The 13,864-nt window shown below is 65.6% G+C and carries 13 protein-coding genes and 1 pseudogene; 6 read left to right on the top strand and 8 right to left on the bottom strand.

What is annotated here, in order from left to right; all coding sequences use genetic code 11:
* Position 1: 1 nt before the first annotated feature.
* The 4 genes and pseudogenes from L1080_RS25755 to proC all read left to right on the top strand — a co-directional run bounded on the left by L1080_RS25755 (position 2) and on the right by proC (position 3,517).
* Entirely contained in the window at positions 2-430 is a 429-nt protein-coding gene (locus L1080_RS25755; RefSeq protein WP_250775284.1) for an FAD-dependent oxidoreductase, read from the top strand.
* 75 nt (positions 431-505) lie between these two features.
* Positions 506-778: pseudogene (locus tag L1080_RS25750) on the top strand (alcohol dehydrogenase catalytic domain-containing protein); the annotation flags it as partial.
* Between the two features lie 756 nt (positions 779-1,534).
* Positions 1,535-2,413 (top strand): NAD(P)-binding domain-containing protein, encoded by an 879-nt coding sequence (locus L1080_RS25745; protein WP_250775282.1) that lies wholly within the window; start codon positions 1,535-1,537, stop codon positions 2,411-2,413.
* Positions 2,414-2,671: 258 nt separating this feature from the next.
* Positions 2,672-3,517 (top strand): pyrroline-5-carboxylate reductase, encoded by an 846-nt coding sequence (proC, locus tag L1080_RS25740; RefSeq protein ID WP_250775280.1) that lies wholly within the window; start codon positions 2,672-2,674, stop codon positions 3,515-3,517.
* A 104-nt stretch (positions 3,518-3,621) separates the two neighbouring features.
* On the opposite strand, the gene L1080_RS25735 is transcribed toward proC, so the two are convergent.
* The 8 genes from L1080_RS25735 to L1080_RS25700 form a co-directional block, all read right to left on the bottom strand.
* Positions 3,622-4,557, bottom strand: coding sequence for a DMT family transporter (locus L1080_RS25735; RefSeq protein ID WP_250775278.1), 936 nt, complete (start codon positions 4,555-4,557; stop codon positions 3,622-3,624).
* Entirely contained in the window at positions 4,544-4,990 is a 447-nt protein-coding gene (locus L1080_RS25730; RefSeq protein ID WP_250775276.1) for a VOC family protein, read from the bottom strand. Before L1080_RS25730 ends, L1080_RS25735 begins: the two co-directional genes overlap by 14 nt.
* A gap of 8 nt (positions 4,991-4,998) precedes the next feature.
* Positions 4,999-5,802, bottom strand: coding sequence for an NAD(P)H-dependent oxidoreductase (locus L1080_RS25725; RefSeq protein ID WP_250775275.1), 804 nt, complete (start codon positions 5,800-5,802; stop codon positions 4,999-5,001).
* Between the two features lie 98 nt (positions 5,803-5,900).
* Positions 5,901-6,347 (bottom strand): VOC family protein, encoded by a 447-nt coding sequence (locus L1080_RS25720; protein ID WP_250775274.1) that lies wholly within the window; start codon positions 6,345-6,347, stop codon positions 5,901-5,903.
* A gap of 35 nt (positions 6,348-6,382) precedes the next feature.
* Complete coding sequence (locus L1080_RS25715) at positions 6,383-7,258, bottom strand: amidohydrolase family protein (RefSeq protein WP_250775265.1); 876 nt, start codon at positions 7,256-7,258, stop codon at positions 6,383-6,385.
* A 28-nt stretch (positions 7,259-7,286) separates the two neighbouring features.
* The gene (locus tag L1080_RS25710; RefSeq protein WP_250775257.1) at positions 7,287-8,423 is read right to left on the bottom strand and encodes an acyl-CoA dehydrogenase family protein; all 1,137 of its coding nucleotides are present in this window, start codon (positions 8,421-8,423) and stop codon (positions 7,287-7,289) included.
* A 103-nt stretch (positions 8,424-8,526) separates the two neighbouring features.
* A complete protein-coding gene (locus L1080_RS25705) occupies positions 8,527-9,594 on the bottom strand; it encodes an isocitrate/isopropylmalate family dehydrogenase (protein ID WP_250775255.1) in 1,068 nt (355 codons plus the stop codon).
* A gap of 64 nt (positions 9,595-9,658) precedes the next feature.
* Positions 9,659-11,113 carry a class I adenylate-forming enzyme family protein gene (locus tag L1080_RS25700; RefSeq protein ID WP_250775253.1) on the bottom strand — a complete coding sequence of 485 codons (1,455 nt, stop codon included), beginning with the start codon at positions 11,111-11,113 and terminating at the stop codon, positions 9,659-9,661.
* 253 nt (positions 11,114-11,366) lie between these two features.
* On the opposite strand from L1080_RS25700, the gene L1080_RS25695 reads away from it, so the two are divergent.
* Both L1080_RS25695 and pruA read left to right on the top strand, forming a co-directional pair.
* On the top strand, positions 11,367-12,095 hold the full coding sequence (locus L1080_RS25695; RefSeq protein WP_250775250.1) for a FadR/GntR family transcriptional regulator: 729 nt from the start codon (positions 11,367-11,369) through the stop codon (positions 12,093-12,095).
* Between the two features lie 118 nt (positions 12,096-12,213).
* Positions 12,214-13,842 (top strand): L-glutamate gamma-semialdehyde dehydrogenase, encoded by a 1,629-nt coding sequence (pruA, locus tag L1080_RS25690; RefSeq protein ID WP_250775240.1) that lies wholly within the window; start codon positions 12,214-12,216, stop codon positions 13,840-13,842.
* Positions 13,843-13,864: the final 22 nt, after the last annotated feature.

Here is a 13,864-nt window from a genome sequence, read left to right as displayed (position 1 = left end):
CGTGGTCCTCACCGATGGATCCCGCATCGCCACAGATTTCGTTGTCGTCTGCATCGGTGCCGCACCGAATACCCAGTGGCTGAATAGGTCGAGCACAGCGTTGGGCAACGGCGTCCTATGCGATGAGCATGGACGCACCAGCGGCGAAGATGTCTGGGCAGTAGGCGATGTCGCGGCCTGGAAGACAGGAGAGCGCTATCGGAGGACCGAACACTGGAACAACGTTGCGGGTCAAGTGGCGCGTATTGTGCCGCAAGTGCTCGGACTCGATGTCCCCGAAGGCGTGCCCACGATCCCATATATCTGGAGCGACCAGTACGACCTGAAGTTGCAGATCCTAGGTCAGACCATTGACAAGCCGGTCACCGGGTTGGAACAGGTCGGATCGTGTGGCCTTCGCCGCGATGTGTTTCCGCATCGCCATCACTGAGTTCGTTGCGTTGCTGCCCGCTACGCCGATGATCGTGCGCCGCGATCAAGTCGTTGTCCGCGTGCACACACGGCTGGAGTCGATCCCGCCGACACTTACATTCGGAGCGGTACCTATTCTTTCGGTCTTCCTGAACTTCCCTACACCCCTGGATTCGACTGTGGGGGAGTAGTCGAGGAAGTGGGAGTGGAGGTCGATCCGTCACTCGTCGGTGAGCGCGTCCTGGTGGCATCTCTCGGGTCGCCTAGCTCCGGTGCTTACGCCGATTTGATCGTGTGCCAACAGCACTCAGTCTGCTTCGCGATCACTCTGACGAAAGGACCCCTTCATGGATTCCCGAACACTTGACGTATCGTCCGAGCCCCGAGTTCACCGCGACCGCAAACGCCTGACCCGAACTCCAGGCCGAGGCAGATGCCGCCCGCCAATGGGCACGGATGATGCATCTGATGCAATATGGGGCAGTTTAGTCGACATAATCTGTGTTTTCGGTGATCGGAAAGTATTGTCTGACAGTGCGTTTGGTTACCCAAGGCGAATCGTCAATCGCCCCGGGTCGCTGCAGTATCAAGCTGAAGTTCGTTGGCATCGGGACTTCCGCGTGGTTGATGCGCAGAGCATGGGGACCCGCGATTGATGATTCGGGCATCTCTTTATCCAACGCGGCCCGCAGAGTGAACCCGAGGTCGTCCAACTCGGCCAGGGTGCGGTGCACCGCCGGTCGATCGGCCATCCGTGCAGCGAGCGTCGTCGTACTGTGTCCGCCGTCGAAGACGGGGAATACGACTCGTATCGCTCTGCCGATGTCAATCTCGCTTGTGGGCTGACGGGTACCCAAGCCGTGGCCCCTGTGTCTGTAACCTCCCACTCACGCGAAGAGACCGGGGCTGAGGATTCTAACAAGTTCGTCAGAACTACACACTGACACGACGTCGAGAACTCGCAACTCAGAAGCTCAGACAAGTGACAAACGAGCCGAAACCCTACACTTCGGCCAACCGATAAGCATTGTCATGCGCCGGCGAAAGATAAATCGTCTGCCGAACTGGCTACTGATCGTGTCATCCTCGAAGCAACAGAAGGCTAACGAAAGTAGGGAACGTCGTGAAGGTAGCGATTGTCGGGTGTGGGGAAGTTGGGCGTGCGTACGCTTTGGCGGGTGCGGCCGCCGGCTACGAACTCGTGCTCGTGGACCCTCGTCCGTCAGCGACGACGACCGCAGTCGCCGATCAGACCCGGGCGGTGCTCCATCTCTCGCTGGACGAGGCCGTCGGCGACGTGGACCGGGTGTGGATCTGCGTGTCCGGAGACTTGGTGAAGTCCATTACCGCGTCTCTGATCGGAAAGCTGCCCAGTCACGCCGTGGTGGTCGATCTGACGACCGCTTCACCCGATGATAAGCGCGAGTGCTCGACCACGCTCGCGGCACACGGTATCGAGTATGTCGATGCCGTGATTATGGGGTCAGTGACACTGACCGGGTCGCGCACCCCGTTGTTGGCTGCGGGCCCGAAGGCTGGTGAAGTACTTGCCGAGTTCGCAGTGTTTGGGGCGCCGGTGCAGACGATGACCGGCGGCCGGGCGGGTGATGCCGCCGCAATCAAGCTACTGCGTACGATTCTGACCAAGGGCCTCGAATCACTTGTGGTCGAGTGTTTCATGGCCGCCGAGCAACAGGGTCTTCGCAGCAGTCTCTATGACGTACTGACCGATGTCGACACCATTGGGTTCGTTCCCTTCTTGGAGATGCTGATCACCAGCCATGTTCAGCACGCCGAGCGTCGGATGCACGAGGTAGAACGGGCCCGTGCCCAACTTGCGGAGATGGGTTGCCCGTCGGTGGTTCTGGCTGGCAGCGAGGCACGCTTCGCTCTCACCTCAGCGGCGTTGAAGGACAATGGCCCTGGGGAACTCGCCGCCGGTGACGTTGCTTCGACCATCGCATGGCTGTTGAATTCAGCTCGGGCATCGGAGACTGTCTGACAGACTCCACCGGTGTCAGTGGCCGGTGCCCGGCGGACCCATCGGGCATATCTGCCTCCTGCAGCACTACGCAGCTCCGGTCGAGTCCGTGGAACGGATTGTCTTTCGGTCGAAGACCTCTGGGCGTGATTGGGTGGGTGGCGTGTGTTCTTCCGCTTACCGAACCCTAGGGTGGTCATCTCACCGTTAAGAGGATTTCTCTGCAGGAGGTGCGTGAGACACCTAGTGGGACAACTCATGTCGTGGGAAACTTGGTGCGTGAGAGTAACCGTCATTGGTGTCGGCCGGATCGGCGAGGCACTCGTAGCAGGACTGTGTCGAGCGGGGACGTCTGCTGAATCGATCACCGTCGTCGGTCGCAGTATGGAACGGACATTCGATGTCGCGCACCGGCACGGCGTGCGAGTAGCCGACTTGCGGAATCTGCCCGGCGAGTGTGACGTCCTGGTCGTGGCGGTGAAGCCGCAGCAGATCGAGGGGGTGTTGACCGACCTCGGCTCGGCGTTGCGCGGATCGGCTCTCCGTCCGGTCGTGTTGTCGGTGGTAGCCGGGATGCCCACCAACAGAATCGAGCAATTTCTTCCCTCGGTGGTGCCGGTGGTACGCGCGATGCCGAACACCCCCATGACGGTGGGTGCGGCGGTCACTGCGATCGCCCGTGGCGCCGGGGCAACCGAACACGATCTGCGGCTTGTCGAATCCGTGCTGGAATCGGTCGGTGAGGTACTGCGCGTTCCCGAGGACCAGCTCGACGCTGTCACCGCGGTCTCCGGTTCGGGCCCTGCGTACGTGTTCCTCGTCGCAGAGATGATGATCGACGCGGCGATGACGCTGGGATTGGACCGGGTGACAGCGGACCGGTTGGTGACCGGAACCCTCGCCGGCTCGTCGGCGATGCTAGGTGTCGGTGACGTCGGCCCGGTCCAGCTGCGTGCGGCTGTGACCTCGCCCGCGGGGACAACGGCGGCGGCGTTGGAGGTCTTCGAACAATCCGACATTCGGCGAACGTTCCGAGGAGCATTGACCGCGGCACGCGACCGTTCCGTGGAACTGTCCGGCGTGGGGCGCCCGCCCCTTACTCCGGCATCTGCCGACCAGCACTGAGTGTGTGTTTCGCCCGCCCGGGCGTCGAGATCGCTACGAGCGCACCGGGTCCGGGATGTGGTCCTCGGATTCCGGCGCACTGCGGGCCGTGTCGCCGTGTGGGATCACTTCGGGGTCGGCGCCAAGCGTGCCGGACGGTTCACCCTCCGTGGCGGCATCGCAACCACCCGAATGGCGAGGGTGACCATGACGACACCGACGATCTGGGTGAGGGAAAGGCGCTCGCCGAGGACCACGACACCCAAGACGACGGCGAGAACGGGTTGGAGCATCAGGATGCTCGCCCCCACGCCGGGGGTGAGGCGCGGCAGGGATACGCCGACGAGGATCCAGCCGGCGACCTGGCCGACGATCGCGAGTGCGGCGAGCCAGCCGATCGCCGCCCACCCGGGCGACAGATCGAGCGGGTCCCATATGAGGGCGAGCACTGTGCCGGTGGCCCACGCGACGACGGACGAGCAAAAGACCTGAGAGGAGGCACGGTTCGGTGGGCACCACGCGCCGATGGCGAAGACGTAGGCGCCGTAACAGATCCCGGCTACCAGGGCCAGCGCGGATCCGTACACAATCGTGTGGAGGTCGGCCGTGGGCTGTGCGATACCGCTGGTGAGCGCCACCCCGGACAGCAGAAACGGGACTGCGACGACGTAGGCCTTCGACGGCCGTTTGCCCGTGATGCACAGTCCGAGTAGGGGAGCGACCACGACCTGGATGTTGACCAGAACACTGGAGACGCCGGCTCCGACGAGCATGACCGATTGGGCCCACATCGCCATATCCACACCCAACAAGACACCAGCAACCAACTGTACGGCCAGCACCCGCCGTGGCAGCGGGCCGTGCTTGCGGTATTCACGCCACGCGAGGACCGCGAGAATCGGGACCGCGATCAGATAGCGGACCAGAATCGTCGTGGCGGTCGACACCGAGGCGAGGGCGATGAAGATTCCCGACGCCCCCAGGGCTGCCGCCCCGAGGCCGAGTTGGAGGGTGGGCGGCAGCTGCCGCCGGGTTCGAGCTGGGCGGTTAGCGAGCAGCACGGATTTGCAAGGTGATGCCCGCGCCGGCGGTGTCGGTATCGAAGTAGGTGAATCCGGCACCGCTAGGCAACCGCCCCCGCAACTTGGGAGTCGGTCCGGCGGCGGTGACCCGGGCTTCGGCCTCGTCGACGTCGGGAACGGAGAAACCGAGGTGGAACACCCCTTCGCCGTGTTCGTCGAGGAACTGGCGCTGCAGCGTGTTCCCCTCCGGCGGGCAGCACAGCTGCAGTTGCACGTTGCCGAGATCGGCGTATCGGTACTCGAGCTTCATGAAGTCGTCGACGTCGGGGGCCTGGAGGTTCGGGCGGTAGGCCTCGAGCGACGGAAAGGGATGCCAGGGGCCGATCCCGAGGGACTCGTAGTAGGCCACGGCCCGGTCCATGTCCCTCACGACGACACAGACGTGGTGGAGGGCCTGGAAATCTCTGGTCACGGTCTTGGTCACCTCTCTGTTGCCGCACGTCGGTCGTACTCCTGCGCGGCCTGCTCGAACGTCTGGCCGGCGCTCGGATTCCACTGGACACCGGAGCGCGCCTTGACGCCGGGCTTGAGCCGCTGAGTCCTGTCGTAGTCCTCCCAGGGGTGGAAGAACAACGGTTCGGTGTCCTCGATGGTCGTCAGGGAGCGGGCGTACGCGTCCAGGTAGCCCTGACGCTCTTCGGCGGTGACGTTGCCGGGCATCCAGGCCGCGAACGGCGGCAGAACGGTGAATCCGGTGTAGGCGAGTATCCCGTTGTGGATGGGCCACAGCACGTGGAGCAGGTCGCCGTCGATGCCGTTCGGCTCGTACAGCGTGGAGGCGGTTCCGGTCGTCAGGCACACCATGGCCTTCTTTCCAGTGAAGTGGCCCGTCCCGTACTTGCGGCCGGCGGAGTAGGCGAAACCGCGGGCGAACACCCGGTCCACCCATCCCTTGAGGACGGCGGGCATCGAGAACCACCACACCGGGAAGTGGAAGAGGATCAGGTCGGCCTCGGCCACCTTCCGCTGTTCCAGCTCGATGTCGAACGCCTGCGTCTGGGTGGCGAAGGCGTGCTCCTGCTCGCGGGAAAGGTCCAGGTAATTTTCATCGACTCGCTCGCCGGTGAAGTCCTGGGCATCGAGCTCGGCGTTCCATTTCATCGCGTAGAGGTCGGAGACCGACACATCATGGCCGAGGTCGGTCAGTGTCCGCACCGCGGTGTCCTTGAGCGCGCCACAGAACGAGCGCTGTTCCGGGTGCGCGAAGACCACGAGGATGTTCATCGAGTATCTCTTTCGATAGGAATCGAGTGGTCGATGGTCTGACCAACGATCGCACGATGGGTCTGTGAGGTCAAGAGCAGACTGCTCGTCCCGGCTGGTTACCGGTTCGGGCTCTGCCGGATCTCGAGCGTGACACCCGCCAGCTCAGGGGTCTGTAGATAGGTGAACCCGGTCGAGTCGGGGCGTCGCCCGTACATCCACGGTTCCAAGCCGACCTCGCGGGCGGCCTCGGTTCCCGCATCGACGTCGTCGACGACGAAACCGATGTGGAAGACACCGCCGCCCGTACGGTCGAGGAACTGTCGCTGCGGCGAGCCCCCGGGACCGGGCTCACACAGTTGCAGTTGGAGTCCCGGGGCGTCGGTGTACTTGTAGGTCAGGTCCAGGAAGGCCTCACGGTCCGGGACATCGAGGTCGGTGAACGCGCTGAGCGGGGGGAAATCCTGCCACTCACCGATCCCGATCTCCTCGTAGAACGTCACGGCGGCGTCGATGTCGGGCACGACGATGCAGACGTGGTGGACAGCGTCGAATGGTGGGGTCATGGCGGGCGTCCTCTCGGATGAACAGTGAACTGTGCTCAGGAGTGGGTGAATCCGTACAGCCGGTGTGCGTTGGTGGTGAGGATCGCCTCGCGGGTCGCGGGGTCCGGTGCCCAGTCGGGCAGCAGATCCAGGAGGTCACCGACGTTGGGCATCTGTCCCCAGAACCCGACGTGCGGCCAGTCCGAACCCCACACGCAGCGCTCGGGCGCGGCTTCGATCAGGCTCTGCGCGAACGGAATCGTGTCGGAGTAGTCGGCCGTTCGCGCCATTCGGAACGCCCCGGACAGTTTGGCCCACGCGCCGTCCGCCATCAGTTTCAGGAACTGGGTCCACTCGGGCGCGTCGACACCGGCGGTGACGTCGAAGTCGCCCATGTGATCGACCACGTAGGGCACGGTCAGCGTGCGCAGGTCCGCGGCCGCGGCGGCGAGATGCCGGGTGTTGGTGAGGAACTGTAAGTGCCAGCCCATCTCCGCGCAGATGGCGTCGTACCGGGCGAGCTGATCGAGTCCGATGCCGCCGCCCGAGAGCGTGTTGAGCCGCAACCCCACGACACCCGAGTCCTGCAGGTGGGCGAGCGTGCGGTCGCCGACGTCGGGGGCGACCACGGCGACCGCACGCAGCCGGTCACGGGCACCCTCCACGGCCTCGAGCATGACCGTGTTGTCGGTGCCGTGCACGCTGATCTGCACCAGCACCCCGTAGGTGGTGCCCACGGCGTCGAGCATGGACAGGTACTGCTCGGTCGACGCGGGCGGCGGGGTGTAGCTGCGCTCGGGAACGAAGGAGTCCCCCACGACGTGCGCGTGGGTATCGACCGCCCCCGCGGGCAGGGTGAACCGTCGCGGCGCATGCGGGGCCGGGTCCGGGGCCGGGCACACCTGGTCGACTTTGTCCGTTCCGAAATCCACGGGTGTTCTCCTTGCTCTCGGCGTCTGGTCAGCGGGCCGACTTGATCAGGGTCTTGGCGATGGTGTTCTTCAGGACCTCGGATGAGCCCCCGGCCACCTCATAGGCCTTGGCGTCGCGGAAGTAGCGCCCGAACGGTGAGGTTTCTTGGGTGCCGGTCGCCCCGCAAACCTGCACGGCCATGCTCGCGACCTTCGTAGCCAGTTCGGCGGCAAGCAGTTTCGCCGCGGACGAGGACCGCTGGTAATCCCCGCCGGAGTCGAGGTCGCGGGCGGCCTGATACGTCACGAGTCGGGCGGCATCGATCTCCGCGGCAGCCTGGGCGAAATACCATTGGATGCCCTGGAAGTCGATCACGTTGCCGTCGAACGCGGGCCGGGTGCGCACGTAGGCGAACGCGTCGTCGAACGCCGCACGCGCGATGCCCAGGGAAATGCCCGCCGCGAGGGTGCGACTGTTCGACAAGGTGACCAGGGCCTGCCGCAGCCCGTTGCCTTCCTCACCGATGAGGGCGTCGCCGGGGATCTCGACATCGTCGAGAACGAGGTTGACGTGCGGGCCGTTGCGCAATCCGAAGGTCTGTGCTTCCCGGGTCTGCCGGGTGCTGACACCGGGGGCGTCGCGATCGACTGCGAAGGTGGAGACTCCGACCGGGGTTTCGGCCAGCACGACGAAGAACTCCGCCCGCGATCCGGAGGTGATGAATGCCTTCTCTCCGGTCAGTACCCACCCGTCGCGTTCGTTGCCGCGGGCTTTGGTGTCGAGGGTGCGGATGTCGCTGCCGTGCCCGCGCTCGGTCAGTGCGTAGGAGGCGCGCAGGCCTTGTGCGTACCGTGGAAGGACGCGTTCCTTGAGGCTGTCGCGGCCGTAGAGTTCGATGATCTTGCTGCTCTGCAGGATGGTGATCAGTGAGACGCCCAGGCTCGCCGACCCGGCTCCGAGTTCCTCGAAGACCCCGAGCGCGTTCTCCATCGACTCACCCTGCCCGCCGAACCGGGTTGGCAGGGTCATCGCGTTCCACCCCAGCTTCGCGGTCTGCTCGACCAGATCCACCGGATACACGTCCTGGTGGTCGATCTCGTCGGCGACGGGTTTGACGACGTCTTCGCTGAATTGGCGTGCGGGGGCGGCGATCTTCTCGTCGACCAGATATCTCCAGAAACTCATGATTGGACCTTTGCTCGTGATCTCGGTATCGGAAGTGAGGCAGGGTTGGTGTCGGATGGGTGGCCGGGACGGTTCATCGGGGGCGCCCCCGCGTGCCCGCCACTCAGGCAGGCTGGAGCGCTTGTAGTTGGTCGAGAATCCGGGCGTTGTAGCCGTCCATGTCGACGAGTTCCTGCTCGGGTGTGGCGAGGTCGTAGGTGCGCACACCCGAACGGTGCACCAACTCGAGCGCGGAACGGATCCGGGTTGCCTGGCCCAGGGGCCGCAGGTCGGGGCACCAGTCAAGCAGTGCTGCCAGCGCGAGCCAGGCGCCCGTCGGGTTGGAACGGCGGGTGCCGGTCCGGTGTGGTGAGGACCCGTGTGCCGGCTCGAACAGCGCGGTGATGCCCGCCCCGAAGTTCCGGTCGGGGTTGATGGTCGCGGACCCGCACAGAGCGGGGGAGCCGGCCCGGGCGCAGACGATATCGGACAGGATGTCGCCGAAAATGCCCTCCGTGGCGATTACTGCGGGCAGCTGCGGATCACTGACCAGTTCGTAGGCTGCGCGATCGACGTTGACGTGATCGAACGCAACCCCGGTCCGGTCGGCGACCTGTTCGGCAGTGGCTCGCCACAGCCGTGAGGTCGCGAAAACGCTGGCCTTGTCGACACTGATGTACCTGCGCCCGGGAGCATCTACGGTGAAGTCGGCCGCCATCTCCAGGACCTCGCCGACACGAGTGGGCAGGAGCCGGAGCTGGTCGACTGCGGCGCTGACACCGTCGCTCTCCTGCCGCTGGCTGGGATCGGCGTAGGCGCCGCCGGTGATGTTGCGGACGATGGTGACGTCCTCGCTCAGCTGCGGGACCCAGACGGTGCGGACACTGACCCGCAGGTCGAACAGGTTGCGGAGGGAAATCAGCGCCGCCTCCGGATTGGGGCACTGCGAGGCGGTGACCCCTGGATGCGTTCCGACTGCCCCGCTGAGCACGACATCGGCGGTGCGGCACACCTCGATGGTCTCCTCCGGCAGGATCGAACCGGTCGCCTGCCAACCGGAGGTGCCGTAGGGCAGCGGTTCGGTCAGCGTGAGAGGAGCTCCGTCGGCAGCGAGTCGGCGGAGGAACTCGAGTGGTCCGTCGAGGATCTCGCTGCCGATCCCGTCGCCGGGTAGTACTGCGATGACAGTCATGGGGTGCGTCTTTTCGTGGAGGGGAGGATCGCCGGACCGGCCGGAGTCGGTCCGGGCGCGGTCGTCAGGACATCGCAGTCCAGGACAGGACCTGCTGATCGTGAAGAAGCCGACGCTGTACCTTGCCGGCGGCCGCGTCGCGGGGAATCGTCGCCACGCGCGCGATGTGGGCGGGACGCATGAACACCGGCAGATCGGCGACGGCGTCGCGGATGGACTCGAGCGGCACGCTGTCGGCGACCACGTAGAGGACGACGTCGTCGTCGACCAGTTCACCGGGCTTCTTCCACAGCGCGAGGTCGGTGAGGGCATCGATCGTGCCGAGTCGTTCCTCGACGTACGGAATGGGCACGAACTCGCCCTTGACGCGGATGCTTTCGGCCGCCCGCTCGAGGAACACCAGGCGACCCTGTTCGTCGCGTCGGCCGAGGTCACCGGTGGCGAACCATCCGTCCTCGTCGCGGCTCGGGTCGACGGCGCCGTCCCGGAAGTATCCGGCGAACAGGGTGTTCGGCGCGGTCTCGCGCACGTAGATCTGACCGTCGTGGTCGAGGCGGTCCTCGACGTCGGGTCGGGTCTGACCGCCGAATCGGCTGGCGTTGGACGGGATCTCGGATTCGTCGGCGAGGGACCAGCGGTGCAGGTGGCTCACTCCGGCCGCCTCGGTGGAGCCGTAGCCGGACACGGCGACGGGAATCCCGAAGCGGGACATGAACTCCCGGTCGGCGTAGAACATGGTGCGGACGCTGTGCTCACCGGATTCGGCGGTGGTGGTGGCCCGCTTGAGGATCTCGACGGGCGGTGCGTGCAGCGCCAGCGCGGTCACCCCGTGTTCGCGGACAGCCGGCCAGAAGCCGCTGGCCGAGAACTTCCGGACCGTCAGTGCATCGGCGCCGGCGCACAGGGCGCCGATGATGCCGTATCCCATTGGATTGATGTGGAACAGTGGCAGGGGGGCGAGCATGCGGTCGCCTGCCTGCAGGTCGAGGGCGTCGGCCATCGCCGAACCCAGCCGCAGGAAATACTCGTGGGTCTGGGCGCAGAACTTCGGCAGCCCTGTGGTTCCGGAGGTGTGCATGAACGAGGCGAGGTCTGACGGTGCGGCGTCGAGACCGGGACTGGACTGCGGATCGACCGGTGACCACGCCCGTGCGCTCGACAGCGGAAAGGTGCGCAACGTCGCGGGGAGAGTGTCGAGGTCGGTGAACACGGCGGTCGGGTCCAGGCGCTCGAGCATCTGTGCGAGCAATTCCGGCGGATACGTGGGGTTCACCAGGGCCACCGGGGTCCCCGAGAGCAGACACGCCATCCACACCAGCATGTACTCGGTCGAATTGTTCGCGACGATGGCCAGGCGCTGATCACGCCGAATGCCCAGTTCCTGCAGCGCCTGCGCACCCGCGGCGGCGACGCGGACCGCGTCGGACAGGAGGATCTGGTCGTCGACGGTGCCCACCCGGAGATCGGGTCGATCCGATGACCGCTGCAGAAGGAGTTGGGCGAGGTTCGTGGTGCTCATGTCGTCTCTTCCGGGCTGGAGGGCAGGGCGTCGTCAACGGCGAACGGCTGCCGCGGCATGCGCGCCGAGCCCGCCGCAGGCGGTTGAAGGTCGCTCCCGTGGAGTTGGTTGCACAGTCGATGGTTGCCGACGGAATCAGATAAGGGAACGGTCTTCAGCTAGCGTCAGTGGTAAGGGAAACTTATGTCTCGTCTCGGCCAGCGTGCCTCGTCGGGGCTGATGACCTCGGGCGTCGCTGTGATACACATACGCCATGTCCACAGCCTCTCCCCTCGGCGCCGACTTCGAGTCGCTGCTCTCACCCGCGGTCCGCACGACGTCAGTGGACGACGTGGTCGCCAAGCTCCGCGAGATCCTGCTGAGCGGAGGGGTCGCTCCGGGGGAGAAGCTTCCGAGTGAACGAGAGCTGGCCAGGTTGCTGCAGGTCAGCCGTACCACGGTCCGCGAGTCCTTGCGCACACTCGAGGCGCACGGGCTGATCACGGTGCGCCTCGGCGGCAGCGGCGGCGCGTTCTTCAACCCGCCTGACCCGGGCCTGATGGGCTCGGCACTGGCGATGCTCCTCGCGTTCGAGTCCGTGTCCGAGGAAGATCTCACCGACTACCGCATCGACTTCGAGCAGGAAAACGCCGAGCTGGCGGCCCGGCGTGCGACCGACGAGGAGCTGGCGGGTCTGCAAAAGATCCTTGACGAGGTGCGCGAACTGGGTGTCTCGGGTTCGACCGACTGGGATCGGGTCCGCGCCCTCGACCTCACCGTCCACGAACTGCTGCCGGCGCTCTCGCACAATGCCGTCCGGGTCGCGATCTCGGCGGGTATCCACGACGCACTTGCCCGCAGCTTCGCCCAGGTCGAGCCGAGCGCATCGAGTCCGGAGCTGTTGCGTGAAGAAGTGATCGAGCTGCTCACCATGGTCATCGCACGCGACGGTGACGGCGCCCGCGCGGCCATGGCCGAGCATTTGAGGCGTTGGCGCTCGTAACGCCGTTAACAAACTTAGTGGCCGCCGTAACAAACCGTTAACTGCTGTGCATTGACTCACTCGTACCGCTGTGGGACCGTTGGTCAGACCATCGACCACCCCGTTTTGGAGACGATTGATGAATATTTCCGCCGGCCGTACCGGCCTCTTCCCCATCGGCCCCACCGATCCCTACGCCTTCGCTGCCGGCTCGACCGAGCGCGCAGAAATCGCCGCCGCGCTCGACGAGATCCGCAACACCGACTTCCAGGTCGCGAGCACCATCGCGGGCAAGGAGGTCCGCACCGGTCGCACGATGGCCATCCAGGCGCCCCACAACCACGCGCAGAAGCTCGGCGAGCTCGACCTGGCCGGACCTTCGGAGACCCAGGCCGCCATCGATGCCTCACTCGAGGCGTCCCGGTGGTGGGGCTTCCTGCCCTGGGAGGAACGGGTCGCCCCCTTCCTCAAGGCCGCCGACATGCTCGAGCACGGCCCGTGGCGGGCCAAGCTCAACGCCGCGACGATGCTCGAACTGTCCAAGACCACCTATCAGGCCGACATCGACGCCGCTTGCGAGACAGTCGATTTCATCCGCGCCAACGTCAAGAACATGCTCGACATGTATGAGACGCAGCCCGGCTCGCAGGCCGGGGCGTGGAACCGGATCGAGTACCGACCGCTGGAAGGCTTCGTCTTCGCGGTCACCCCGTTCAACTTCACCTGCATGAACAACCTCGCGTTCGGGCCCGCAGTGCTGGGCAACACCGTCGTGTGGAAGCCGGCCGAGAGCGCCTCGCTCGTCGCCCACCTGTCCCTGCAGTTGCTGCGTGAAGCCGGCCTGCCGGACGGCGTCATCAACGTCGTCTACGGCACCGGCAGCGACGTGGGCCCCACCGCCCTCAGCAGCGAGCACCTCGCGGCCGTCCACTTCACCGGCTCCACCGGCACCTTCCAGCACATGTGGCAGGAGGTCGGCAAGAACGTCGGAACGTACCGCAACTACCCACGCGTCGTGGGTGAGACCGGCGGCAAGGACTTCATCCTGGCCCACCCGAGCGCCGATCTCGAGGCCCTGGCCGTCGCTTGTATCCGCGGTGCCTACGAATTCCAGGGTCAGAAGTGCTCGGCCGCCTCCCGCGTCTACGTGCCGCGCAGCCTCTGGCCGCGCCTGAAAGATCGGCTCGTTGCGCTGACCGAACAGATCAAGGTCGGCGACCCCACCGACCCCGAGGTCTACGTCGGCGCCGTCATCAACGGCCGCCAGCACGCCAAGCACACCGAGATCCTCGCCCGGGCCCGCGCAGACAAGGCCGTGGTCGTCGGCGGTAACACCGACGACAGCGTCGGCTGGTTCGTCGACCCCACCATCCTCGAGGTCACCGACCCGCACTCGCCGCTCATCACCGAGGAAATTTTCGCCCCGGTTCTGACGACCTACGTGTACGAGGACTCCGACTGGAACGAGGTGCTGCGCCTGGTGGACAGCTCGACCCCGTACGGCCTCACCGGCGCAGTGTTCGCAGAAGATCGCCGCGCGGTCGAAGAGGCCGACGCCGCCCTGCGGTACACGGCGGGCAACTTCTACGTCAACGACAAGCCCACCGGCTCGGTCGTCGGACAGCAGCCGTTCGGCGGCGCGCGCGCGTCGGGCACCAACGACAAGGCCGGCACGGTGTGGAACCTGATTCGCTTCGCGAGCCCGCGCACCACGAAGGAAAACCACCTGAGGGTGACGGACTTCCGCTACCCCCACCTCGAGAAGTAATGTCCGATCCACGACAGGAAAC

It is taken from the genome of Rhodococcus sp. MSC1_016, assembly GCF_023667485.2.
Taxonomy (GTDB): Bacteria; Actinomycetota; Actinomycetes; order Mycobacteriales; family Mycobacteriaceae; genus Rhodococcus_F; species Rhodococcus_F oxybenzonivorans.
This window is presented reverse-complemented; position numbering and strand designations above follow the sequence as displayed.

What these genes read in the sequence shown, in the direction of transcription:
- L1080_RS25705 (WP_250775255.1), bottom strand. Translation starts at nt 9,594, where the DNA reads ATGACTGTCATCGCAGTACTACCCGGCGACGGGATCGGCAGCGAGATC.
- L1080_RS25720 (WP_250775274.1), bottom strand. Translation starts at nt 6,347, where the DNA reads ATGACCCCACCATTCGACGCTGTCCACCACGTCTGCATCGTCGTGCCC.
- L1080_RS25725 (WP_250775275.1), bottom strand. Translation starts at nt 5,802, where the DNA reads ATGAACATCCTCGTGGTCTTCGCGCACCCGGAACAGCGCTCGTTCTGT.
- L1080_RS25700 (WP_250775253.1), bottom strand. Translation starts at nt 11,113, where the DNA reads ATGAGCACCACGAACCTCGCCCAACTCCTTCTGCAGCGGTCATCGGAT.
- pruA (WP_250775240.1), top strand. Translation starts at nt 12,214, where the DNA reads ATGAATATTTCCGCCGGCCGTACCGGCCTCTTCCCCATCGGCCCCACC.
- L1080_RS25710 (WP_250775257.1), bottom strand. Translation starts at nt 8,423, where the DNA reads ATGAGTTTCTGGAGATATCTGGTCGACGAGAAGATCGCCGCCCCCGCA.
- L1080_RS25695 (WP_250775250.1), top strand. Translation starts at nt 11,367, where the DNA reads ATGTCCACAGCCTCTCCCCTCGGCGCCGACTTCGAGTCGCTGCTCTCA.